The sequence below is a fragment of the Leptospira kmetyi serovar Malaysia str. Bejo-Iso9 genome (assembly GCF_000243735.2).
In the GTDB taxonomy this organism is placed as follows: domain Bacteria; phylum Spirochaetota; class Leptospiria; order Leptospirales; family Leptospiraceae; genus Leptospira; species Leptospira kmetyi.
Window position 1 is genome coordinate 1,042,885 of sequence record NZ_AHMP02000003.1, and the last position, 23,926, is coordinate 1,066,810.

Consider the following 23,926-nt stretch of genomic DNA (forward strand, 5'->3'; position numbering starts at 1 on the left):
GATTCTAACTCACTTTTCCGTGAGAAAGTAACTCTTTTGGAGAATTTAGAAAAGAATTCAGATTCGCTTTGAGTTTGGAAATAAATTCGTTCCTCTTATCCGGTCCGGCGTCGAGACCGAGCTTTTCCACGCTCGTCATATCCGTCCAACTTCTGCCGCAGGGATTGATGCTCTGAAACGCGCGAAAGTCGTTGCGGATGTTAAAAGCGATTCCGTGACTCGTAAAAAAAGACTTAAAGTTCACTCCGATCGAACAGATCTTTCGCGAGGGATCGGATTCGAGATACAAACCGGGCGCGTCCCCATTCTCCACCAAACGAAGATCCCAGGTTTCACGGGCGGCGTCGATCACGGAGCGCAAAAGATTCTCCAGATAAGAACGAATCGAAAGTTCCCGCTTTTTTAGATCCACATGAGAATAAACCACAAGTTGACCGGGCTCGTGCGCCGTAAAATCCCCGCCCCTTTGGATAAAATGGACCTGAATTCCCTGAGATTCCAGAAATTCCTTCCCTAAGAGTAGATTCTCTAGATTATAATTGATTCCGCCGGTGATCGTGGGAGCGTGTTCCAGAAATAGAATACATTCCCTCCTATGCGACCGCAGTTTTTCCTGCAGTTCCACGTAACGGAGGTAAGGAAATTCTCCTTTCGGTTCGATCATTCTCACAAGTTCTTTATATGGAAAAACTCTTAGAAGTCATCTCTTTTATCCTTCAGAAGTCCCCCAACGGAAGAGACCGTCTCTCCCTCTCCAAATTGATCTATTACTCCGACGGGGTTTATTTTCAGAAGAATGCAAAGCTGATCACGAACCAAACGTATATCCATTTGGAAGATTCTCCCTGCGCTTTGGATTTCCAAGGGGCGTTGCTTCATTTGAGAAAAAACGGTCTAATAGATATCAAACCCAGACTGACCGATAAGGGAATCTCCGGATTTCAAATCGTTTGGACGGGGGAACCGGGAGAAGAAGCCGTAGACCTCAACCGACAGGAAAAAAGAATCATCCGTAAGATTTTGGAAAACTTCAAAAGTGCGGTGTATGATGAGAATCGGGTATATCCGAATCTCTACGAAAACTACATCATTTCGCCGCTTTTCGCAGAAATTCCGTTCAGTATGGATACCTTGAATACCAAAATTCACTTTTTTAAGAGGAAAACGCTTTTAAATATCTCCGGTAAAATTTTTAAGGTACTATTTAGCGAGTAGCGGAGCCCTTAAGATGCAGATAACCGTAATGAAAGGTAAAATCCACCGGGCTACGGTCACGGACGCGGATTTAAACTACGAAGGAAGCCTAACCGTGGATATGGATCTCGTCGACGCGGCTGGAATGCGCGTATATGAGAAGGTTTCCGTGGTCAACGTAAACAACGGTGCCCGTTTCGAAACCTACATCATCGAAGGAAAACGCGGTTCCGGAGAAATCTGCCTAAACGGCGCGGCCGCGAGACTGGGAATGAAAGGCGACAAAGTCATCATCATCACCTACGCTCAAGTGGAAGAAGCTGATCTTCCGACGAACTACTCCCCAAAAGTAGTTCACGTTGACGAAAATAACCGAAAACGGTAATTTTTACCAAAAAACGATTTTCCCAACCTAATTTCCGGCTTTCAAAGGCCGATATAAATTAGTAAGAATTCCATCGGACCAGAATAACTATGAAATCTTTTTTAAGAATCTCTGTTTGCCTGCTACTTCTTTTCGTTGGTCAGACGACCTTTAGCCAGAACGCAGAAAAACCCGATCCGAACAAAAAGGACGGCGGAACAGAATACTATCCCCTATCCTACTACGACGAGCGTCTTGCGGTTAAGAACATTTCTTTCTTTCGTAGACATTCGGACAACGGTAAGGGAGAATTTCTGGACGTAATGGTGGAAATGGAAAACCGCGATTTCGATCCCGCAAAATTCTCCGTTTATGTTTTAGCGGTGAACGAGACTACTTCCGTAAACCCGGAAAAAAGAGATCTGGTTCCTTTCCCAAAATGGAGAGGATACGACGCCGAAAACAGCACTCTCATTATCAACTTTCAAAACTTGATGCCTCAAAAACTCGAATCCAAAGCGGTTTGGGGAGAGGAAAGATACAACAAAGTGAAGAAGGATTACGACGATCGTATTTCCCGCGGAGAAATGGTAAAGATGTCCCTTCCTGCGTTGACCGAAACCGTTACGTATCTTACGAATCATCCGGAAAACGCTCTTGAGTTCACCATTTTCGGAGAACAAGGTCCTAAAAAGGATCAGGTTCTTTTGAGCAACTTCGTGGATCAAACCGAAGACGAAAAGAAAAAACAATCTCACGAATCTTTGAACAAGCATACATACACGATCTACAGCGCGAAATACAAAACGACTTTGATGTCCCACCACTACACCGAGTACAGACCCGGTTATGTGACTTACAACAAGGTTGTGGTTTTGATCTTCAATCCTTTGAAAGAAAAAAACAAACTGGTTTATAGAAGATTCATCGACGTTACGGGAATTAAACTTCTCAACTAAGACTTCGATTGAATCGATCGGGCAATGCACGATGGCATTGAAAAATGGCGGAGTTGATCCGCCTTTTTTTATGTACGAATGAAATGCGACGTAGTCGCGCTCGTTGTCGTTGCGTTCGTCGTTGTCACACGCAAACACCAAGCAACGAACGACTACTCGGTACGAGTGATACGAGCGGCACATATTTCTGGAACCATTCTCGGTAGAAGAAAAAAGTTCGGATGTTTTGGTGTTTGTTTAACAATACAAAGGGGAAAAAAAGATAAGCGGCGCTTCGTCCTTGAAAACCAAGAACGTAAACCGTTTCGAGGAATGTATATTTCTTTAAAGAGATTTTCTAGAACGTTTTGTCTGTTTCTTATAACGTTCTATGCTCTCCGGAACATAGCGGGTTGACCAATCGGTCCCGCTCATATTCTTTTCAATCCAGCCGGTGCCGTGATCCCAGCGCCCATCGGAAAGAAAATCAAAGAAATAGGAAGAATTCATATATCGATACGAATCCATGATATCGAGGATGTCCCGTTTTACCGGAAATCCCTGGCCGTTTTCGCTTTCTGAGAAGAAGCTATTGTCCATTGGTTCAATCCTAAGAATTGCTTCCAGGACTGTCCATCTTTTTTATTATGTTCGCATTGTTTGAAAATAAGACTCAAATCGGATCGTTCCAAAGAGTCAATTGATCGTCGGGCGCGTCCGTTCCAAAATCCCCCTCTTGTGGGAGCTCCCCACCCTCCTTTCCGGCTTTTTTGCCGTGAAGGACTTCCTGGCGCCTTTTTTTTACTTTGCGAGCCTCGTCCAGAATTCCTTCCAATTTCTCCTCTAAAAAATATCGCAATTGCCGATCGATTTCATTCTCCGTTTCTCGTACCAAAACCATTTTATCCTCCAACATCCGTCGAATCCATTTGTAAGAATACCAACTCCCCCGGACAAACCCCGGAACCGTTTTTCGGAAAGACTGGATTTATTTGGGAAACCCGGAAAAAATTGTCTGCGAAAAGGCCGCTGAAATGCTAAACATACCCGAACTGACAGAGACTCTACTCAACGGAAAAGACATCGATCTCGAATACAAATTCGTATCCGAGGAAGACCATCAACAGCTCTATAATTTATTGCTTAATATTCTCGGGAAAATAGACCGACTTTTTTTGACGGAGGTGATTTCCACCATTCTTAAGGAAATTCTAATGAACGCCAACAAGGCGAACGCGAAACGGATTTTCTTTCTGAAAAAGAATTTGGACATTCACAACGCGGATCATTACACGAAGGGAATGCGGACCTTTCAACAGGAGATCACACATCACTGGGACGATCAAAGGGACATTCTTCTCAACAGCAGTTTTCAGATTCATTTCCGCGCGAAGATGGTTAACAACAGCCTCGCGATTCTCGTCGAGAACGACGCGGCTCTTTTACCGCAGGAACTCGATCGGATCAAAAAAAGAATCGAGTCCGCCAAAAAATACAACGATCTTTCCGACGCGTTTATGGACATTTCCGATTCTCAGGAAAGCGCGGGTCTCGGTTTGGTTCTCATTCAACTTCTTTTGAAAAACTCGGGGATCGGCTCGGATAAGTTCAAGGTGGACACGGACGGAAAGCTGACAAGAGCAACGTTAGTAGTTCCTCAACAAATCGTTCCGATCGAGATCACGACGAAACTCAAAGAAAGAATTTTAGTAGAGATCGAAGGTCTTCCCCCGCTCCCGAACACTTTGACGCGGATCATCTCCTTGTGCAATAATCCGGATTCGGATCTGGGAATCATCGCGAACGAAATCGAAAAGAACCCCGCGCTCAGCGTGGACTTGTTGAAACTTTCCAACTCGGCGGGGTTCGCGAGTAGAAACAAGGTGAACACGATCGTTCAAGCCGTTAAAGTCGTCGGTCTTAAAAACGTAAGAAACCTTCTCTACGTTTCGGGCGTTCGCAAGATCATGGATGGACGTTATGCGAAACTGCAAGAGGTCTGGAATCATTCGAATATGTGCAGTTTTTTTATTCGTCATATCGCCGGCCGCGGCGGCATGACGAGGGTTGCGGATATCGCCGCCGCGGGCGCTCTACTGCACGATTTGGGGAAATTCATTCTTCTTTCCCTGGATCAAAAGTTGTTCATCAAACTCACCAATTACCAAAAGGATCGCGACTTCGGAAGTTCCACGATTTTAGAGGAGATTTCGATCGGGATCTCGCACCCTACGTTAGGCGCTCTTCTCGCAAAAAAATGGGACTTCCCGCCGGATCTCGTTCAGATGATCGAGTTTCATCACAGACCGTTTATGGCCGTCGGAAGCGTCTATCACGATCTTGTAGAACTCGTGTATCTCGCCAATATGATGATGGATTGTATCGACAAGAAAGCCTCTTTTTTCACGATAGACGAAACCATACTTCACAAATACGATCTCGCGGACAAAAAGACCTTCGAGGAAACCTGCGAGAAACTCCGAAAGTTGTATGACATCGCGAGAATGGAGAATTGAATTCTATTGAAAAAAGATTCCTTATTGTCCGTCGAGGAAATCAGTTATAAGCCGACCGGAAAGACCATTCTGGATCGCGTCAGTTTTGAGATAGAGGAAAACGAACACTGCGTTCTTCTCGGAAGAAACGGAGCCGGAAAAAGTACTCTCGTAAATCTGATCTACGGGATGATCTGGGCGACTTCGGGAACCATTCGTCTTTTTCACGAAACCTACGGAGAAACCGCGATTCAGGATCTTCGCAAACGGATCGGAATCTTGGACGCGTCTCAACAGGAGAATTCTCTCCAGAGAAAGCTCACGGTTCTCGATGTCGTGTTAACGGGACTATTTCATACCATCGGATATTACCGGGATCCGAATCCCGAGGAAGAATCCAAAGCCTTGCGGATTCTCGCCGAAGCGAATCTGATCGCAAAGAAGGATCAATTCTATTCCACTCTTTCTTCTGGTGAAAAAAAGAAGATCCTATTTCTGCGAAGTCTCGTTAGCGAACCGGATCTTTTGATTTTAGACGAGCCTTGTTCTTCCCTGGATCTGAGCGCCCGCGAAGACTTTTTAGGATTTCTCAAGGAATATCATTCCAAAAGAAACTTCACCTCGCTTTACATCACTCATAGGCCCGAAGAGATTCCCGAGTTTTATACCAAGGCCGTTCTTCTCAAAGAAGGAAAGGTCGTTCATACCGGCCCGATCGAAACGTGTTTCACAGAAGATCATCTACAGAATCTTTACGATCTATCCTTGCAGGTAAATCGAATCAATGGAACCTGGTCCGTCATCCCGCAAAGAAAATCCTTCTAAAGAGGTGACTATGAAAACGGTCTTAGAAACCAAACATATCGGAGTATCGATCGGAGTTGCCTGGAAAACCGCATATCGTTTTCTCTCCGAGCCGACCAACTTCCCCGAATGGGCTTCGGGTCTTTGTAAGTCCATTCGCCCCGGCGCCAAGGGAGAATGGATCATCGAGGCTCCGCAAGGAACTCTTACGGCAAGTTTTACTCCCGAGAATGAGTACGGAATTTTAGATCATACCGTGATCTTGACGGATGGAACGAAGGTCGCAAACCCGATGCGGATTCTTCCCAACGCGGAAGGATGCGAAATCGTTTTTACTTTGTATAAACTCCCCTCTATGACTTCGGAAAAATTCAAAGAAGACGCGGCCTGGGTCCAAAAGGATTTAAGCGAGTTGAAGATCTTACTCGAAACTAAGTTCAGCTGAGAATTGTAGCGTCCCAAAAAGCAAGCAAGTATGTGAAAGGATGTTTTCTGTTTTGCGGAACGTTCGCGGTCGGTTCAAACAAAAAAGGCGCCCGCAGGGCGCCTTTTTGCAAGTTAAAAAATCGAACTTGAAAATTAGAAGCTTTGAAGAATCGCTTGGTATCTTGCGTTTTCTTTTTCTAAGCTTTGAGCTTGTTTGATGTATTTTTGAGATTGAGCGTTGCTTGCGAGAAATTTACCGCCGGTAGATCTTCTTGCAAGTTCTCTCAATTCTTCCGCTCTGTGAGCTTTTTGTTGAGCAACGGCTCTCAAATAATTACCCACTGCGGTTTTTTGTTCTTTAGTAACGGCACTTTCTACGATTGCTTTTTCCAAGAGCTGATCTTCGACATCTTCGGAGACGGCGAAAACGGAACTTGCAGCCAGAAAGCCTAAAAGGGAAACTACAGAAATCAATTTGTTAGTGTTCATGATTGAAACCTCGATGTTTTTTTGTCTGTTTTTGCTTAAGACCGAAAATCGAAGAAACCCTCTCAGAAAAACGGCCAAGAAACTTTTTGTTTCTCTATTACCTATACGACGCCGTCTCGATAAAAAATAAATAATTTTTTTAGAAAAAGATAAAAATTTAATGCGAAGTCATTTTGAATTCTATATTTTTAGAATATTCTATTTTTTGAATTTATAGTTTTATTAAAAACGAAACGCTTCCGTTTTCGTTTTTTAAAAAAAGGGCAATCCGAACGGAACTTAAAAATCGGCTCAGTCGTTTAAGCGTTTTTGCTTAAAAAGAAAATCGATTCCGATCCGACGAAGCGCATCCTATCTAAGAATTATACAGACGATCGTATAAAAAATCAAATGGAAATGTAGACGCATTCACGGGCTGCCCGTAACGAAAGAAATCGTTTTAAATTTAAAACTTGTACGTCGACGAACGAATTTATGCCGAAAGTGGAAGCAGTCTTTGCGCTCGTCCTTAGCTTAGGAAGTAAGCAAGGACAACAAAAGATGCTCTAAGAGGAAGCGTTTCCGAGTTCGTAGCTGACATATTCGCAATCGGGAAAGCGGCTACACTGGTAGAACTCTTTCTTTTTGGAGGTTCTTTTCTTTTGAAGACTTCCTTCCTTGCACAACGGACAGCTTCCCCATCCGGTTTCCCGTTTTTTTTGTCTCGTAACGGCCCATTCTTTGCGAAATACGACCGCGGATGCCTTACTACTTTGAATTCGAGTCTGCAATTCCGACCAAAGTCGGTTTAATACGGAAAGGCTATCGGCCTCGTTTTTTTCGATAAGGTCCAGATCGGATTCGAGTTCCGCGGTGAACTTCTCCCGGAATAGATCCCCAAAGCTCGTTTGCAGAAAAAAATTGACCTTCTCGCCCAAAGGAAGAGGAAGAAAGAATTTCTTTTCCTGGTCCACATACTTTCGTTTGAGAAGCGTTTCCGAAACGGTCGCATACGTGGAAGGACGACCGATTCCTTCTTTTTCGAGTTTAGCGACCAACGATCCTTCCGAATAACGGGAAGGCGGTTCGGTTTGTTTTTTTTCGAGTTCTGTGTTGTTCAGAAAAACGGATTCACCCCGATCCCAAACGGGAACAGACTTTGCGTCCACTTCGTTTAATATTTTGAAACCTTCGAACAAGGTCTTCTTCGTTTCGAGTCCGAAAATTTCCCCTTCGATCCGGATCGAATATTCCGTTTTTAAGAATTCTTCCGGAGGTAGAATGGACGCGATCGTTCGTTTCCAAATCAGTTCGTATAAAAGCCCTTCTTCTTTTCCTAAGAATCGCTTGGCTTCGTTCGGAGTTAAGAGTGGATCGGTAACGCGAACCGCTTCGTGTGCGTCTTGAATCTTTTGATTCGGTTTTTTGTTTTTTCGGGTCGAAGCAAGGCCCGGTCCGTTTGAGAATTTTTCACCGAGATTCGACAAAACCCAGGACCGGGCCTTGTCGATAAATTCCGCGCTCATACGAGTGGAATCCGTTCTCATATAAGTGATCAGCCCTTCCCTTTTTCCGTTTCCGAGATCCATTCCTTCGTATAACTTTTGCGCGAGGCTCATCGTTTTTTTGGAGGAGAATTGAAATCTGCGAAACGCTTCCTGTTGAAGACTCGCGGTTTGAAACGGAGGCGGTGGAGAATTCTTTCCGACGGATTCTTTTTTGTGTTCGATCTTGAAACTTTTTTGTTTTTGAACGTTCTTGAGAATTTCTTTCGCTTTTTGTTCGGACAAAATGCGATCTCCCGTTCTATGAAAGATTCCTTCGATTCCCTTCTTGTCTTTTATATACAAAAGAATATTATAATATACTTCCGTTTTAAAATTTCGGATTTCCTCTTCGCGATCGCAGATCCATTTGAGGGCGACGGATTGCACGCGCCCGGCCGAAAGACCGGGACCGATTTCCTTCCAAAGAACCGGGCTGATAAAATAACCGATCAATCGATCTCCGATTCTTCTCGTTTTTTGCGCGTCCACGAGGGATTCGCGAATCGAATCCGGATTTTTTAATGTTTCAAGAATCACGTCTCGCGTGATTTCGGTGAATCGAATCCGATAAACGTTGGATTTTTTTTTGATTCGATCCCGGATATAAGCGCTGATGAATTCTCCCTCTCGATCGGGATCGGTCGCGAGGAAAATTTTTTCGGATTCTTTTGCGGCTTTTACGATTTCGGAAAGAACTTTTTTCTTTCCGGGTAATACGACGTATTCGGGTTCGAAATCGTTTTTCAAATCCAAACCTAAGGTCGTTTTCGGAAGATCGGCTACGTGCCCGAGGGTCGCGAGAATTCTAAATTCTTTGCCTAAATACCCGCTTATGGTTTTCGCTTTGGAAGGAGATTCGACGATTAAAAGAAAGGACACCGTTCTTTAAGGTTTAGTGCGGGCCCAGGTTTTCAATCAAATATCCGTTTTTGTAAGTTGGGTTTTTTCGTTTTGTCACGAGATACGGTTTGGTCCGTGCGGGCCAGATTGTTTTTAAGAGAAGCGCGCGCGTTTTAAAAACGATTAAGGTGAGAATTTCGATCGCTCGGTGGGGTTTCGGAAATCCCATCGCGTCTCTGAGAGGCGCTTCCATCAGACTGAAAAGTGCGTGAAAGATCAACGCGCGCGCTCCCGGCAGATTCGGAATTCTTCCCGCGAGAATATGAAGCGTTGCTTGTCCGAGTCGTTCGCTTTCAGGGGTTCGTTTAAAATTCTCCGCTTCGAATTTACGATTCCAGATTTCAAAAGAATCATAGTCGCTCGGGAGATCCTTGATATTCATGAGCTTTCCGACGTTTCTCCACATGTAGTAGTTCGCGAGTTTTTCCTTTTGACTTCCCCTTCTCCATCCGAAACGAAGATTCCATCGAACCGGTTCAAAGACGAAGGTGCTTAACGTATAAAGAAAATCGGAATTGGCGATTTCATATTTTTTGTGAATCTGATTAAGTCTTCGAATCGCTTCTTTTCCGTTCTGAGAATCGGTTCCGTTTTCTAAGAATTCCGCGAGAAGAATCGCGGTATCGTCGTATCTTTTTTGTCCGTAGTTTTCGAACTGTTTGGTTTCATCCAAAATTTTGGCGATGGATGGAATCGCGAATGTTTTAAAGAATGCTAATGCAAGTGAGATTTCTATATCTCTGGGAAAGTCGTAACTTCCGGATAGAAAAGAAATCCGATGATAGTCCGTTTCCGGATTCAATTTTTGAATTCGATTTAAGATCGCATTTTTGTTCCACATAGACCGAAAATTTCAGATTCGAAATTTCGAGGCAAGGATTATTCGATTTTATTAATACGACATCAAACTTTTTCATTTGGTTTGAACGGTTTGGTTTGGTTGAGTTTGTTTTGATTTCGGCTGGACTGGGTTGATTGGGTCGCATGGCGCGAGCCGGTATTGATTTTATGAACATTTGTTTATTTTTGATTTTGCGAACCTTGCATAAAATGACTGCGTTTCGGAAATTTGTTTTTTGCTTTTGGTGTTTTTCGATTTGGACCGCCTTTCTCTTCCTTCGTCGTTTGAATTTGATTCGTTTGCATCGTATTGTTGTGTCTCTAGTGGAGTCGTGGAATTGTGGAGTGTTTTTTCGAATCAGATTCTTTGTTTTTTTTTCGGCTCAGGTCTTGCCAAACGGATCTCCGATCGGTCAATTTTGAGAACTGTATGAAGTATGGGATACTTATTGTTGGACACGGATCGCGAGATTTCTTCTCGCTTGCAGGAACCTCGTTTGGAAACGGTGACCCTATTAATTCCTGAAAAAGTCTGGATTCGTTTTGGCGAAAAAGAAGTTCGTAAACTTCCGAAGAAAATTCCGGAAATGTTAAGAACTTACGGCAAATATCTTTCTGCCTCAAAACGTCTTGGTCATAGAGCTGGGAAAACGTTGTACCAACCAAGTTCGGGATCAACAAAGATGAAACGGGTGAATGTTCGTTTGAGCACGGGTAGTTGGACTTTATTGGGCGCTTTGGCGCAGGCGCATGGAGTTTCTCGTTGTTATCTTTTTAATTATCTTTTGTGGTTGGAGGATTTAGGAGTCGGGAATTCTATCGTGGACACAGTGAATGCGGGAGTTCCCACCTTTCACAGGTACTACAGTTATATCCTCCACCTTGATCTTTTAAATAACGAAGCGATCCGAAGACTTCGGTGCGAACCGGATTCTTTCTTTCGCACTTTGGACTACAGAGATTGGTTTCCCGACCATTAAACAGCAAACCTACGACAACATTGAAAAGAATACACGAAACAAATCGCAAAACAGGATCGTTTCAAAAAAAGCGATTCAGATCCACTTATGCTTTGATATAAAAACGAGCTTCGATTCGAATACATCCACAACGACAAAATTCCAATATTAGAGCCCCTTTCACCCTCATTGCACCGACAACGACTTCCATGCGCGTAATCTCATCCACGCTTCGTCCGACAAAAAAACACGAAGCCCCGCCGTGCGTCCTCTTACCACTCGCACGATCACGCCGCGCGCTTACCCCGTCACCATATCACCAAAGACAATAAAAAACCCCGGAGCGGCTTAACCGCTCCGGGGTTCCAGTGGAGAAAATTTAGATCAAAAAAAATTCTCTTATGCGTTTGCAGGAACCGGGAAAAGTCCTTCGATGGAAAGATATCTTTCTCCTGTATCATAAGAGAAAGTTAATACTTTCGATCCTTCCGGAATCTCGGGAAGCTTTTTCGCAACCGCCGCAAGAGCAGCACCGGAAGAAACTCCGATAAAAATACCTTCTTCTTTAGCCGCTCTTTGTGCGTATTCAAACGCTTCGTCTTTGCTGATTTGAATCGTTCCATCCAAAAGATCCGTATGAAGGTTCTTAGGAATGAATCCTGCTCCAATCCCTTGGATCGGGTGTGGTCCAGGCTTTCCACCGGAGATCACAGGAGAAGCTTCCGGCTCGACCGCAAATACTTTCAAATTCGGGAATTTCTTCTTCAACACTTGAGCGACACCGGTGATATGACCTCCGGTTCCTACTCCGGTGATTATATAGTCGAGTCCGTCCGGAAAATCTTTTGCGATTTCTTGCGCCGTAGTTTCTACGTGAACTTTAATGTTTGCTTCGTTTTCGAACTGTTGTGGCATCCACGCTTTCGGATTTTCCGCAACGATTTGTTTTGCTTTTTCGATCGCGCCGGGCATTCCCTTTTCTCTTGGAGTGAGTTCGAATTCCGCTCCGTAAGCCGCCATAATTCTTCTTCGTTCAATACTCATAGACTCGGGCATCACTAAGAGAAGTTTATATCCCTTAACGGCCGCAACGAGAGCGAGTCCGATTCCGGTGTTACCGGAAGTTGGTTCTACGATAATGCTGTCTTTTGTCAGTTTTCCGGATTTTTCAGCGTCTTCGATCATCGAAAGAGCGATACGGTCCTTAATGGATCCGCCCGGATTGGATCTTTCTAATTTAACGTAGATCTCGCTCTTTGTGTTGAACAAGCGATTGATTTTTACGTGTGGAGTGTTACCGATCGTTTCTAAAATACTCTTAGCTTTCATTTCTGTTTTCCTACCTATTGCAAGGGTTCTTTGAGTTTAGATGTTGTTATATTAGACATTTATTTCAATATAACAAATGAATTCAAGAAAAAAAATCCTTTTCAACGGATTCTTTTTACAAGCGTACGGACTTTTGAGCGGTTTAGAATTCTCTAAAAATTTCCGCGATTTTCTAAATTTCCTGTAAAACGACGCTTTGCAAAAAGGATTCCGCAACGGGACCGAACTCAAGACCGAGCGTGCGAAAGACCGCATAGATCGTAGAAATCTGAACGTTCGAATCCCCCGGCGTAGCCGCGTAACCTCGGATTTCTTTTTCCAGAATTTCCAAAGAACCGAGAGGAATCACCGCGTGCGAAAAGATTCTTCCGTAAAGACCCCGATCCCTTCCCGACGAAAAGATCGAGTTCGTCGAAATCAAATCGGTCGTGGAAAGATACGGATCGTTTTGAATTCTTCGGAGAATCGTTTCCTTTTTGATCGCCTTCTTCAAACGAAAACGAAATCGAACCAAATGCATATAGGGAGAATTGATCGTAACCGACGAAGAAGTTACGGGCAACCGAACCTTTATCTGAGAATACAATTCGTTTAACAATCGACTGTGATGGGTTCCCCATTCCGCTTCGGGTTTAACGAGCAAGGGTCCGGTCACGTGCGGATCGTCCTTGGCCATGTCCGCGTCCCTTCGAATCACGAGAAAGTCCGCTTCCTCCAAAATCGATTCCAATTCTTTCGGAGATTCGTCCGTCAACAAACGAAGAGATCCCGCGAGAGTATGCGTGTTGCAGGTGGAAACGTGTAGAAACTTCGGAAGATCCTTCTCCAGAAAATCCCGAACGTCCGGATACATAAACTGAGGACCGAACTTGTGCTCGCTCCCTTGTGCGATAAACATTCGTATTTTAGAATATTCTGATGTACTGTATTCTTCGATTCTTGAATCGGCGACGCCGGGCGGAGAACAATCGCAAAGAACCAGCGATTCCCGAAGTGCGTCCTTCTTCGAAACAAACTCCGGAAAAAAATCCCGAACCCCGTTGTCTCTCGTATCGACTACGATTCCTCCTTTTTCCACAAGGGAAAGAATCGCCGGAATCTCCGATTTTTTGAGCCGATACGGTTCTATAAAAACCTGATACGTTTCGAGTTTTCCCCGAAGCAATAACATCAAAGAAGCCAAGGGCCAACCGATTACGCCGGTTCCCCGAATGTATACGCCCGGAAGTGTATGCGTCGTCATTGTAAAATCCTTTTTTGAAACAAGCGGTTTGTCGGAGGTACGACAAAGTCTTTCGTTGAAATTTGTGATTGCAAATAGAATGTTTTTCTGATAGAGGAGAATTTGCCGTTTGTTTCCCGACACCTCAAACTCGGCGTCTCGCTCTCGATGGATCGCTCGTCACCCGCCGTCTGTGGAGCTCCTCTTAGGAAACGACACATTGAATTGAAAGGGAGCGGCGCACCGTTTTCACGGAAGAACGTAGGAACTACTACCCGATCTCGAATTACGGCTTTCAATTCTTCTCCTCTGAATTTAGACGAACACAAACAAAACTTCCGTTTACCATTCTCCGGTCCATTCAACTTCTGGAATAAAACGGATCCTGCAAGTAGTTCTCTTTGTATCTGATATAATTGCCTGTCGTACGAGTGATGATTTCGCGTTCCTTATCGGTGATATCGCGCACGATCTTTCCGGGCGATCCCATCACGAGAACTCCGGGAGGAATTTTTTTGCCCGGCGTCACCAAGGCGCCCGCGCCGATAAACGCGAATTCTCCCACTTCCACGTCGTCCATCAAAGTCGCGCACATTCCCACAAAGGCATTGTCCTTGAGCTTACATCCGTGAATCGTCGCGCGGTGACCGATCGATACGTTATTCCCGATCTCGACCGGATATACGTCACGCGCGACGTGAATGACCGTAAGGTCCTGAATGTTTACATTCTCCCCGATCCGAATGTAGTTCACGTCGCCTCGAACCAAGGTTTGAAACCAGATCGAAGAATTTTTTCCGATCACTACGTCTCCGACGACCTGCGAACCCGGAGCCAAAAATACGGATTCGTGGATCTGCGGTTTTTTTCCCATGTATTCGAGAATTTGATAATTTGATTTCATCGGACTTTCCCTCGTTCTATCTTCTTCCAGAACTTTCTTTCGGAGTCTTCAAAACAAGTCTAAAAAAAAGATTTTCTTTTGACCCAATTCTTGCGGAGAAAAGAATGCACGCATGAGCAGAAGTTCGTCCAACCAGGAAAAAGAAAAAAGGGAAAGGATCAAATCCGTTCTCAAACAGGCGGGAATCGGACTTTTGATCGGCGCGTCCTTCGCGTTTCTCATCCGATACTTTTTGATTTTTCCGTTCACGTTGGAAACAAACGAGATGTCTCCGGCCTTTTCCTCCGGAAAAAGAATTTATTTCTCCCGTTTTGTGGACCGATCCAATCTCTACTTAGGCGATTTGGTTTTGGTGAAACATCCGACTCAAACCGGAAAAGTCGTCTTCTCGAGAATTTCCGGAAAACCAGGCGACACCGTTCAGATGAAGAATAAGATTCTTTTTCGCAACAACAACCCAGAAGACGTCGCAGGTGCGGGCCAAGGATTTCAACTCCAGTTCGAAGACAAGCGCGGTCCGTTTCCCGCGAGTTTTTCGGGAAGAGACAACTCGGAACCTTTGATTTTAAAAGACAGGGATTACTTTCTTCTTTGCGACAACCGCGATTCCTGTTCCGATTCCAGAGATTTCGGTCCGATTCCGATCGAGAATATTCTCGGGAAAGCTCTCTGATTCTTCGACGTCTTTCGAACTCGAACGAACTTCAAACCGAACCGTTTTAGTTTATAATTTTTTTCCATTCCGTTTTTAGACTCGTATTTTTCCGCGCCGTCCATTTTCGCGGCCCTTCGGCGAACGCAATCCTATTGTAGCAAATTCGAATATTCAAATTTTTGATTTTACGATTTGACACGTTCTTTTCCGCGTGATACTTTGATCGGATTCTCCTAACGATGAAACATTCGGAGCTTACATTCCAATTGATGGTCGAATCCGTTCCGAACGCGATCGTATTGCTGAACCGGGACGGAAAGATCGTTTATATCAACAAGGAGGCCGAAAAACTTTTCGAATACGACCGAACCGAATTGATCGGTCAATTCGTGGAGGAACTTCTTCCCGTTCGTTACCGCAAAAATCACCCGGCGTTTCGGAATTCTTTTTTCGATTCTCCCAAGGTTCGTCCTATGGGAGCGGGAAGAGATCTGTTCGGCTTAAAAAAAAGCGGAGTCGAATTTCCGGTGGAAATCGGTTTGAATCCGGTCGTCACCGCGGACGGAACCTTGGTGCTCGCGTCGATCATCGATATCACCGAACGTAAAAAAGCGGAACAAAGATTCCGGCTCGTAGTCGAGTCCGCTCCGAACGCGATGGTTCTCGTAAATTGGGAAGGAACGATCTCCTTCGTAAACGAACAAACCGAAAAACTTTTCGGATACGAAAGGGAAGAATTGATCGGCGTTAAATTGGAAATTCTTTTGCCGGAAAGGTTTCGTCACGATCATCCGGATCGCAGAAACGAATTCTTCCAAAATCCTTCCGTACGATCGATGGGCGCCGGAAGAGAATTGTTTGCGCGCAGAAAAAACGGAAGCGAGGTTCAAGTCGAAATCGGTTTGAATCCGATCGACACGGACGAAGGCCCGATGGTTCTCGCGTCCATCATCGACATCACGGAAAGAAAAAATCAGGAAGGAATTCTCATCCGTAAAAACGAACTCGAAGTAAAAAACAAGGAACTGGAACAATTCGCATTCTTAGCTTCCCACGATTTGCAGGAACCTCTTAGAACCGTTTCGAACTACATTCAAATTTTGGAAGAGGATCACGCAAAGGATTTCAACGAAGACGCGGCGAGACATCTCAAAACGATCGATCAAGCCACGAAAAGAATGAGCGTCTTGGTGAAAGCCCTTCTTATGTATGCGAGAATCGGACGCGATCAAAAACTAAACTACACGGATTTAAACCGAATTCTTTCCGAGGTTTTCGCGGATCTCGAAAACACGATCGTTCAGTCGGGCGCCAAGATCAAATCGGACGATCTTCCGAGTCTCCACGTCTATGAAATCGAACTCAGACAGCTGTTTCAAAATCTAATCTCGAACGCGATCAAGTTCTCAAAGGCGGACGTTCAACCGGAAGTCGAAATCCGATGCAAACAAGAAGGAGAATTCTGGACCTTTTCGGTTCGAGACAACGGAATCGGAATCGATCCCAAACATCTGGATCGAATCTTCTTTATCTTTCAAAGACTTCACATCAAGGAAGAATACGAAGGCCACGGAATCGGCTTGGCTCATTGCAAAAAAATCGTAGAATTACACGGAGGCCGGATCTGGGTGGAATCTTCTCCGCAAAAGGGAAGCACGTTCTATTTCAATATTCCGATTACGATCAACCTATGACAAATCCAAGATTAAACTGTATCCTTCTCATCGACGACAACAAGGACGATAACTTTTTTCATGAAAGAGTGATCCGAAAAGGGAACTACGCGGAAACCGTAATCGCCAAACAATCCGCTCAGGAAGCGTTGGATTATCTAAAAAACAAATCTTTCAATTCGAGTCCCCATCCCGATCTGATTTTTTTGGATATCAATATGCCCGGAATGAACGGCTGGGAATTTTTGGAAGAATACAAACAACTCGACCGCGAACTTCAAGCCACGATGATCGTCGTGATGTTGACCACTTCGGAAAACCCGGACGACAAAAGCAAATTCGGCGGTTTCGGTTCTACTTCGGATTTTAAAACGAAACCTCTCACGAACGCGATGCTCGACGAGATTCTACAAAGGCATTTTTCCTAATTCGTCCCGAATTCTCCCCAAAAAACGGATTTTCAACAGAATGTTCCGTGAAAATACTGTAATCAAATCTTAAAAAATTCTCCCCTGGAGCGTTCGTTCCAAACGGGAGATGTTGATAAATCTTAACAACAAAGGGAAGAAAATGACCAGAATAGCCATCAACGGATTTGGAAGAATCGGAAGACTCGTTTTCCGTGCAGGAATCAAAGACCCCAATCTGGAATTTGTCGCAATCAATGATTTAGTTACTCCTGACAACCTGGCCTACCTACTCAAATACGATTCCACTCACGGAAGATTTCAAGGAACCGTAGAACACACCGAGAAAGAACTCATCGTAGACGGAAAAAAAATCCTCTGCGTTTCCGAAAGAGATCCTGAAAAACTTCCCTGGAAAGATCTGAAAGTGGACTACGTGATCGAATCCACCGGACTTTTTACGGACAGAGCCGGAGCGGAAAAACACATCAAAGCCGGTGCGAAAAAAGTCGTGATCTCCGCTCCCGCAAAAGACAAGGACATCCCTACTTTCGTAATGGGAGTCAACAACGAGAAATACAACGCAGCCACCGATCACATCGTGTCTAACGCGTCCTGCACTACGAACTGCCTCGCGCCGATCACAAAAGTTGTTCTCGACAACTTCGGAATCGAAGAAGGTTTGATGACCACGATCCACGCGACCACCGCGACCCAACCTACCGTCGACGGTCCTTCGAAAAAGGATTTCCGCGGAGGAAGAGGAGCGATGCAAAACATCATTCCTGCGTCTACCGGCGCGGCAAAAGCGGTCGGACTTTGTATTCCCGAAGTAAACGGAAAATTGACCGGTATGTCTTTTAGAGTTCCGACTCCGGACGTTTCGGTTGTGGACTTAACCGTAAGAACCACCAAAGAAACTTCTTTGAAAGAAATTTCCGCAAAGATGAAAGAAGCTTCGGAAGGTTCCATGAAAGGAATTCTCGGTTACACCGAAGACATGGTGGTTTCCAACGACTTCGTAAGTTCCACTCTTTCTTCCATCTTCGACATGGACGCTTGTATCGAACTCAATTCGAAATTTTTCAAACTCGTTTCCTGGTATGACAACGAGATGGGTTACTCCAACCGAGTTCTCGATCTCGTTCGTTTTATGGCGAAGAAAGGTTAATTCATGGATTTACCTAGACTCGAAAACGTCGACCTCTCGGGAAAACGCGTTTTCCTGAGAGTGGACTTCAACGTTCCGATCGAGAACGGCAAGGTCACCGACAAAACCAGAATCGAAAAGACTCTTCCGACCATCGAACTCCTTCTGAAAAAAGGAGCGAGAGTAATCGTCGCGAGTCACCTCGGAAGACCGAAAGGACAAGTGAATCCCGAATTCTCCATGGCTCCGGTCGTGGAAGCGTTCAAAGGTCTTGTAAAAGCCAACGTTCACTTTTCCAAAACCGTGATCGGTGACGACGCGGTAAAACTTTCCAAGGAACTCAAAGACGGAGAAATTCTCGTGATCGAGAACGTCCGTTTTCATAAGGAAGAAGAAGAGAACGAAGCGGGTTTTTCCAAAAAACTCGCGGCTCTTGCGGACGTTTACGTGAACGACGCGTTCGGTGCGGCTCACAGAGCGCATGCTTCTACCGAAGGAATCGCACATCTTCTCCCTTCGTACGCGGGACTTTTGATGCACAAAGAGATCGTGGAACTTTCCGCTCTTCTTTCTAAACCGGCTCGTCCGTTTGTTGCGATCATCGGCGGTTCCAAGGTTTCCACGAAGATCAAGGTTCTCAACAATCTCTTCGACAAGGTGAATCACATTTTGATCGGAGGAGGAATGGCTTATACGTTTCTGAAGTCCAGAGCGATTCCGGTCGGAAATTCTCTCGTGGAAAAAGATTTCGAAGTTCAGGCCTTCCAGTTGATCGAAAAAGCCGGGGTTGCGGGAGTCGATCTTCAACTTCCCGTGGATCATATCATCGCGGATCAGTTCAGCGATAAAGCGAAGTCGAAGTCCGTGGACAAGATGGGAATCTTAGAAGGTTGGATGGGAATGGACATCGGTTCCAAAACCGTTTCCAATTACGAGAAGATCATCAAAAACGCGGGAACGATTTTTTGGAACGGACCGATGGGAGTTTTTGAAATGGATAAGTTCGCGAGCGGGACGATGGCCATTGCAAAAGCGATCGCTAAGTCCAAGGCTAAGACGGTCGTAGGCGGGGGAGATTCCATCGCGGCGATCAACAAGGCCGGTGTTGCGGACAAGATCACTCATATCTCCACAGGCGGAGGAGCTTCCCTCGAGTTTATGGAAGGAAGAAAACTTCCGGGCGTGGAAGCGCTTCTGAAAAAAGCGGAAGAATAACATTCCGAAAAACTGTTTTAGGTCCGAGCTTCGGAAAGAAAACCGAATCCGATCCGCAAAGGATGGATTCGGTTTTTTCTTTTTAAGACTTAGGTATCGCGGACAACGAACCACCGCAAACTTCGAAATCGAATTGTAGAAGAGAACCGCAGACGTCGAGCGCGTCGCTTTTCTTCCTGTGTTTCGACGTATTCTCCCTCGAAACTCGTTTTAAAACTCTCTGAGCCGACTAAGACGTTTTGCACCGATCTAAAAAGTCCTTGAAGCCATTCCGCTTTCCTACAAACTCTTCCCAGCTTTACCAGAAATCATTCATCAACGAGGAAGTATGCGCAAGACAGTGATCGCCGGAAACTGGAAAATGAATCTCTCCGAAAAAGAAGCGGTTTCCTTGGCACAATCGATCAAGGAAAAAATTCCATCCGTAGCCAAAGAAAGAATTTCGATGGTGTTCCCTTCCACTCTGCACCTCGCAAGCGTAGCGAAAATTCTCGAAGGAACCGGAGTGATCGTCGGCGCACAGAACTGCTATCATTCCGGACTTGCGGCCTTCACCGGAGAAACCTCCCCCGATCAACTTGCAGAGATCGGAGTTAAGGTCGTGATGATCGGTCACTCCGAAAGAAGACAATTCTTAGGAGAATCCAGCTCCTTCTGCAACGAGAAGGTTCGTTTTCTTTTGAAGAACGGATTCACCGCTTTGTATTGTGTGGGAGAAACTCTCGCTGAGAGAGAATCCGGCAAAACCTTCGAGGTCATCGGTTCTCAAATCCGAGAAGGTCTAAAAGGAATCGAAAGCAATTCATTCTCCAATTTGATTCTTGCATACGAACCCGTTTGGGCGATCGGAACCGGAAAGGTTGCAACCCCCGCGCAGGCTCAGGAAGTGCACGCGTTTATCCGCAAAGAAGTCGCGGGACTTTTTGTGGGAGCTTCTTCCGTCGCAGAATCTCTTTCGATTCTCTACGGAGGTTCGGTCAAACCGGACAATATTAAGGATCTCTTAAAGGAAAAGGACATAGACGGGGGACTCGTGGGAGGCGCGAGCCAGAAGATCGATTCGTATGCGGGACTTTTCTAAAACAGGCTGAAACCCCGATTCGAACGTCCTTAATAAGAGTATTTTAATTGTCACCCCTTGCAGACTTCATAATCTGGCAAAGGATTCAATTTTTTTTCAGGAACTGATATGTTAAACGGAGTCATTCTAACCCTTTTTGTTTTTGTTTCTCTCTTTCTGGTACTGCTCGTTATGATTCAGACCGGCAAGGGCGGAGGACTTTTAGGAGGAGGCTCCAGCCAATCCGTTTTCGGTTCTTCCACTGCGGACGTTCTGACCAAGGCCACCCGAGTAACGGCGATTCTATTTATCATTCTTTCTCTTCTTCTTTCCTTTCTGTTCGCGAAAAAAGAAGATAAGCTGATGCCGGAAACGACTCCCGTGTTGACTCCGGCTCCCGAGGAGACTAAAAGTGAAACTACAACACCGACTACGACTCCCGCTCCTGCAACCCCTGCTCCGACAACCAATCCTTAACCGGCCTTCGGAACTCACTTGTTTTAGGGAAGAATTTTCGACAAAAGAAAATTCTTCCTCGAAGAAGAGACCGGCGCCCGCGACACAAAGACTGCCCTTTTCGATTCTTTTCACTCTTCTCCTATTCGCATTTTTACCTACTTCACTTTCCGCACAAAGTAAGGAAGACGATTCTCATAAGAATAAGTCGTCGGACACCGCTTCCCTATTAAACCGAAGAATTCTCAGAGTGTATGAGGATCTCGGAATCGCACGAGAACTTTTGAAGTTGGAAAAGATGGATTCGGTTCCCAACGGAACGTATGTTACGTTCCTCGGAACCTATCCGAATCGAAAGGGAATCAAAGTGGTGAAACATTCCATCCAGGAAGGAAAGAACGGAATCGAAAAGGCGGAGAGCAAATCCATAACGCTCGAGTTCACAGGAACCACTCTTTCCAAGGTTATCACCGAGGTCAAAGCGGAGAATTCCGACGGTTCCGACACGACCGTGATCCGTTTGACGGACGAAACCCCTCTCGATCAAAACGTGGACGATATTCTTCTGCAAGCGGATCGCAACGGAAAAGAAGTCCGTTATCCGATTCAGCTGCTCCCCGACGAAGGAATCAACCGAGAGAGATCCAACTTTAAGCAAGAATTTTACTTAAAACTTCTGGAGGATTTTCTGATTCAGCTGATGAGACTTCAGGAAATGCAGAGCCAGGAATCCGCAAAAAATAAAAAAAAGTTACTGCAAACTTTTAAAGATTCTCTACAATATTGAATCTTCATGTCCTCGTTGCAGGAAAATCTCTTAGAAAGAGCCGGTGAATTACAATCCATCTTGGATGGGATTACCGAGCCGTTGGTATTGATCGATCCGGGATTTCGTATCCGGAGGGTCAACCGATCCACGCTCGAATTTTCCGGTCAACCGTCCTTTTCCTCCATTATAGGGAAGAAGTGCTACGAAGTCCTCTACAACCGAGGAGACGTTTGTCCGTATTGTCCGATGAAGGACATGCAAAACGGCGAAGAAAACTTCAATCAATACTTCGAATATCCCCGCTCCGACGTGAACCGCGAAATCTTTCATTCCGTGAAAGGCCAAAAGGAAACCCTTTACTTGGATTTTTATCCGATCGAAAAGGACGGAACGATCGGTTCCGTTCTCGAAAAGGTAAGCAATATCACCCGAATCAAGGAAAAAGAAGAGGAGAATCTTCGGATTCGCAACCTCGCTTCTCTCGGGATATTTATTTCCGGAGTGGCTCACGAACTCAACAACCCTCTGACCGGAATGAGTCTAACGTTGCAAAGTCTTTTGAACAATCTCACTTCCATCGATCCGGAATTTTTCCGCAAACGTCTGGATATGATGAAAGAGGATCTAACGCGCGCGGCTATGATCGTCTCGGACATCATCAGTTTCGCAAAACCGGACCGCCTTGTAACCACTGCCGCGGACATCTACGAAACGATCCAAAAAGCGAAGGAGAACGTCGTCTGGGTTTATCCCGTTCTTTCCAAGAACATCACTTGGGAAATTCTCTGCGAACCGGGAACCACTTTTCAGTTCAATCCGGTCAAGATGGAACGTCTTTTTATCAATCTATTTAAGAATTCTTTGCAGGCCTTCGACTACGGAGAAGGAAAGATCCGCGTGGAAGTTCGTAAAACCAGAAACATGGTGCATATCATCGTGGAAGACAACGCCGGAGGAATTCCGGACAATCTCATCGACAAGATATTCTCCCCTTTCTTTACGAAGAATAAAACCGGAATCGGAACCGGGCTCGGTCTTTCCATCTGTCACTCGATCGTGCGCGAACACAGCGGAGAATTGTCGGTTAAATCCTTCGAAAGAAAAACAAGATTCAGAGTTTCCCTACCCTTCACACAAAACCACGGGTATTCTTCCTAATGTACAATATTCTAATCGTCGAGGACATACATTCGATCCGGGAAGCGATCAAGGATCTTCTCACCGGAAAATACAATATCTTCGACGCCGAAAACTACGACGAAGCGATTCGAGTTTTAAAAAGCGAAGAGATTCATCTCGTCATCACGGACATTCGGATGCCCGGGAAAACCGGACTCGATCTGATCAAAACGATCCAACACGAATTTCCTCAGGTCCTTTATACTTTGATGACCGCGTATAACATCAACGACTACATCAACTTCGCTTATAAACACGGCATCTGGAACATCATTCCCAAATATTCCTTTTTGGACATCAAGTTGATCTCCGTGATGGTCCACAAGTTATTGACTAAGGATATCTTCGGTGTTGAAAAATATTTCGGACCGGAATTTACGATCCAGGAATCGGGCGCGGAGGATAAGGATTTTTCGGTTCCTCAACCGGACAGCATCGTCTATAAAAGAATTTATTCGGACGAACAGAGAAACTTTCTCTGCAATCGGATCGCTAAGTTTCTCGTCGAGAAAGGAGCGCCTAACGCGATCAATCAGATTCTCGAGGAACTTACCTCCAACGCGATGATCCGCGCGCCTCGCGATTCCAAAGGAAATTACAAATACCAATACGAACTTCCTTCCCGAGACTTGGTGATTCCTCTGGAGAATATTCAACTCGCGGAATCCGACTTCTTCGAAATCGGTTACGGGATCGCCGAGAACACGTTCATCATCGTGATCCGGGATCATTTCGGTTCCTTGGATAAAAAGGAAATTCTAAAACGTTTGGATCGTCATATCACGGTGGACGAAGCGACCGGTTTTCCTCCAGGGCTTGCGGACTCGCACGGCCGTGGTCTTTATATCTGCAGGGAAATTTCGGATCAGTTGATCTTCAACATCGAAAAGGAAAAAAGAACCGAGATCATCGCCCTACTCGACAAACAAGGTAACAAAAGTTATAAATCTCTTTCGATCTACGAAGTCTAAA

The 23,926-nt window shown here is 45.1% G+C and carries 25 protein-coding genes and 1 pseudogene; 17 read left to right on the plus strand and 9 right to left on the minus strand.

Annotated elements, in window-relative coordinates:
- Positions 1-4 precede the first annotated feature (4 nt).
- Positions 5-664: a lipoyl(octanoyl) transferase LipB gene (gene lipB / locus LEP1GSC052_RS07195; RefSeq protein WP_010575127.1), complete on the minus strand. Its 660-nt coding sequence runs from the start codon at positions 662-664 to the stop codon at positions 5-7.
- A 17-nt stretch (positions 665-681) separates the two neighbouring features.
- Between lipB and LEP1GSC052_RS07200 the strand changes: the two genes are divergently transcribed.
- From LEP1GSC052_RS07200 to LEP1GSC052_RS07210, 3 genes are all read left to right on the plus strand, one after another.
- Positions 682-1,215 carry a type II toxin-antitoxin system antitoxin SocA domain-containing protein gene (locus LEP1GSC052_RS07200; RefSeq protein ID WP_010575128.1) on the plus strand — a complete coding sequence of 178 codons (534 nt, stop codon included), beginning with the start codon at positions 682-684 and terminating at the stop codon, positions 1,213-1,215.
- 28 nt (positions 1,216-1,243) lie between these two features.
- Positions 1,244-1,579 carry an aspartate 1-decarboxylase gene (gene panD / locus LEP1GSC052_RS07205; RefSeq protein ID WP_100736660.1) on the plus strand — a complete coding sequence of 112 codons (336 nt, stop codon included), beginning with the start codon at positions 1,244-1,246 and terminating at the stop codon, positions 1,577-1,579.
- An 89-nt stretch (positions 1,580-1,668) separates the two neighbouring features.
- Positions 1,669-2,517: a hypothetical protein gene (locus LEP1GSC052_RS07210; RefSeq protein ID WP_010575130.1), complete on the plus strand. Its 849-nt coding sequence runs from the start codon at positions 1,669-1,671 to the stop codon at positions 2,515-2,517.
- 324 nt (positions 2,518-2,841) lie between these two features.
- On the opposite strand, the gene LEP1GSC052_RS07215 is transcribed toward LEP1GSC052_RS07210, so the two are convergent.
- Together LEP1GSC052_RS07215 and LEP1GSC052_RS07220 are read right to left on the minus strand one after the other, a co-directional pair.
- Positions 2,842-3,123, minus strand: a complete 282-nt coding sequence (locus tag LEP1GSC052_RS07215) for a hypothetical protein (RefSeq protein ID WP_205872859.1) — start codon at positions 3,121-3,123, stop codon at positions 2,842-2,844.
- Positions 3,107-3,397: pseudogene (locus LEP1GSC052_RS07220) on the minus strand (LIC12077 family protein). Before LEP1GSC052_RS07220 ends, LEP1GSC052_RS07215 begins: the two are co-directional and overlap by 17 nt.
- A 133-nt stretch (positions 3,398-3,530) precedes the next feature.
- Between LEP1GSC052_RS07220 and LEP1GSC052_RS07225 the strand changes: the two are divergent.
- The 3 genes from LEP1GSC052_RS07225 to LEP1GSC052_RS07235 are packed head-to-tail and all read left to right on the plus strand — an operon-like array spanning position 3,531 to position 6,240.
- A complete protein-coding gene (locus tag LEP1GSC052_RS07225) occupies positions 3,531-5,012 on the plus strand; it encodes an HDOD domain-containing protein (RefSeq protein ID WP_040913360.1) in 1,482 nt (493 codons plus the stop codon).
- A gap of 6 nt (positions 5,013-5,018) precedes the next feature.
- A complete protein-coding gene (locus LEP1GSC052_RS07230) occupies positions 5,019-5,816 on the plus strand; it encodes an ABC transporter ATP-binding protein (RefSeq protein WP_010575135.1) in 798 nt (265 codons plus the stop codon).
- Positions 5,817-5,826: 10 nt separating this feature from the next.
- Positions 5,827-6,240, plus strand: coding sequence for a hypothetical protein (locus tag LEP1GSC052_RS07235; RefSeq protein WP_010575136.1), 414 nt, complete (start codon positions 5,827-5,829; stop codon positions 6,238-6,240).
- A 134-nt stretch (positions 6,241-6,374) separates the two neighbouring features.
- On the opposite strand, the gene LEP1GSC052_RS07240 is transcribed toward LEP1GSC052_RS07235, so the two are convergent.
- From LEP1GSC052_RS07240 to LEP1GSC052_RS07250, 3 genes are all read right to left on the minus strand, one after another.
- Positions 6,375-6,710 carry an LIC10421/LIC12816 family protein gene (locus tag LEP1GSC052_RS07240; RefSeq protein WP_040913361.1) on the minus strand — a complete coding sequence of 112 codons (336 nt, stop codon included), beginning with the start codon at positions 6,708-6,710 and terminating at the stop codon, positions 6,375-6,377.
- Between the two features lie 545 nt (positions 6,711-7,255).
- Entirely contained in the window at positions 7,256-9,115 is a 1,860-nt protein-coding gene (topA, locus tag LEP1GSC052_RS07245; RefSeq protein ID WP_020985551.1) for a type I DNA topoisomerase, read from the minus strand.
- A gap of 13 nt (positions 9,116-9,128) precedes the next feature.
- Positions 9,129-9,977, minus strand: a complete 849-nt coding sequence (locus tag LEP1GSC052_RS07250) for an oxygenase MpaB family protein (protein WP_010572112.1) — start codon at positions 9,975-9,977, stop codon at positions 9,129-9,131.
- Between the two features lie 436 nt (positions 9,978-10,413).
- Between LEP1GSC052_RS07250 and LEP1GSC052_RS07255 the strand changes: the two genes are divergently transcribed.
- Positions 10,414-10,956: a DUF1564 domain-containing protein gene (locus tag LEP1GSC052_RS07255; protein ID WP_010572110.1), complete on the plus strand. Its 543-nt coding sequence runs from the start codon at positions 10,414-10,416 to the stop codon at positions 10,954-10,956.
- Between the two features lie 378 nt (positions 10,957-11,334).
- On the opposite strand, the gene cysK is transcribed toward LEP1GSC052_RS07255, so the two are convergent.
- From cysK to LEP1GSC052_RS07270, 3 genes are all read right to left on the minus strand, one after another.
- Positions 11,335-12,264: a cysteine synthase A gene (cysK, locus tag LEP1GSC052_RS07260; protein WP_020985762.1), complete on the minus strand. Its 930-nt coding sequence runs from the start codon at positions 12,262-12,264 to the stop codon at positions 11,335-11,337.
- Between the two features lie 172 nt (positions 12,265-12,436).
- On the minus strand, positions 12,437-13,507 hold the full coding sequence (locus tag LEP1GSC052_RS07265) for a hypothetical protein (RefSeq protein ID WP_040913363.1): 1,071 nt from the start codon (positions 13,505-13,507) through the stop codon (positions 12,437-12,439).
- Positions 13,508-13,847: 340 nt separating this feature from the next.
- Positions 13,848-14,390 carry a gamma carbonic anhydrase family protein gene (locus tag LEP1GSC052_RS07270; protein ID WP_010572107.1) on the minus strand — a complete coding sequence of 181 codons (543 nt, stop codon included), beginning with the start codon at positions 14,388-14,390 and terminating at the stop codon, positions 13,848-13,850.
- 112 nt (positions 14,391-14,502) lie between these two features.
- Here LEP1GSC052_RS07270 and lepB point away from each other — a divergent pair, with 112 nt between their 5' ends.
- The 10 genes from lepB (at position 14,503) to LEP1GSC052_RS07320 (ending at position 23,925) form a co-directional block, all read left to right on the plus strand.
- The gene (gene lepB / locus LEP1GSC052_RS07275) at positions 14,503-15,063 is read left to right on the plus strand and encodes a signal peptidase I (protein ID WP_010572106.1); all 561 of its coding nucleotides are present in this window, start codon (positions 14,503-14,505) and stop codon (positions 15,061-15,063) included.
- A 221-nt stretch (positions 15,064-15,284) separates the two neighbouring features.
- Complete coding sequence (locus tag LEP1GSC052_RS07280) at positions 15,285-16,739, plus strand: PAS domain-containing sensor histidine kinase (protein ID WP_020986532.1); 1,455 nt, start codon at positions 15,285-15,287, stop codon at positions 16,737-16,739.
- Positions 16,736-17,146: a response regulator gene (locus LEP1GSC052_RS07285; RefSeq protein ID WP_010575140.1), complete on the plus strand. Its 411-nt coding sequence runs from the start codon at positions 16,736-16,738 to the stop codon at positions 17,144-17,146. The genes LEP1GSC052_RS07280 and LEP1GSC052_RS07285 overlap by 4 nt, the downstream gene beginning before the upstream one ends.
- Before the next feature lie 142 nt (positions 17,147-17,288).
- Positions 17,289-18,296, plus strand: a complete 1,008-nt coding sequence (gene gap / locus LEP1GSC052_RS07290) for a type I glyceraldehyde-3-phosphate dehydrogenase (protein WP_010575141.1) — start codon at positions 17,289-17,291, stop codon at positions 18,294-18,296.
- Positions 18,297-18,299: 3 nt separating this feature from the next.
- The gene (locus tag LEP1GSC052_RS07295; protein ID WP_010575142.1) at positions 18,300-19,490 is read left to right on the plus strand and encodes a phosphoglycerate kinase; all 1,191 of its coding nucleotides are present in this window, start codon (positions 18,300-18,302) and stop codon (positions 19,488-19,490) included.
- 328 nt (positions 19,491-19,818) lie between these two features.
- On the plus strand, positions 19,819-20,571 hold the full coding sequence (gene tpiA, locus LEP1GSC052_RS07300) for a triose-phosphate isomerase (protein WP_010575143.1): 753 nt from the start codon (positions 19,819-19,821) through the stop codon (positions 20,569-20,571).
- 108 nt (positions 20,572-20,679) lie between these two features.
- Positions 20,680-21,027 (plus strand): preprotein translocase subunit SecG, encoded by a 348-nt coding sequence (secG, locus tag LEP1GSC052_RS07305; protein WP_010575144.1) that lies wholly within the window; start codon positions 20,680-20,682, stop codon positions 21,025-21,027.
- 103 nt (positions 21,028-21,130) lie between these two features.
- Positions 21,131-21,793 (plus strand): endostatin-like outer membrane lipoprotein LenA, encoded by a 663-nt coding sequence (lenA, locus tag LEP1GSC052_RS07310; protein ID WP_040913365.1) that lies wholly within the window; start codon positions 21,131-21,133, stop codon positions 21,791-21,793.
- 6 nt (positions 21,794-21,799) lie between these two features.
- The gene (locus tag LEP1GSC052_RS07315; RefSeq protein ID WP_010575146.1) at positions 21,800-22,933 is read left to right on the plus strand and encodes an LIC_12097 family sensor histidine kinase; all 1,134 of its coding nucleotides are present in this window, start codon (positions 21,800-21,802) and stop codon (positions 22,931-22,933) included.
- Entirely contained in the window at positions 22,933-23,925 is a 993-nt protein-coding gene (locus tag LEP1GSC052_RS07320; RefSeq protein ID WP_010575147.1) for a response regulator transcription factor, read from the plus strand. Before LEP1GSC052_RS07315 ends, LEP1GSC052_RS07320 begins: the two co-directional genes overlap by 1 nt.
- Position 23,926: the final 1 nt, after the last annotated feature.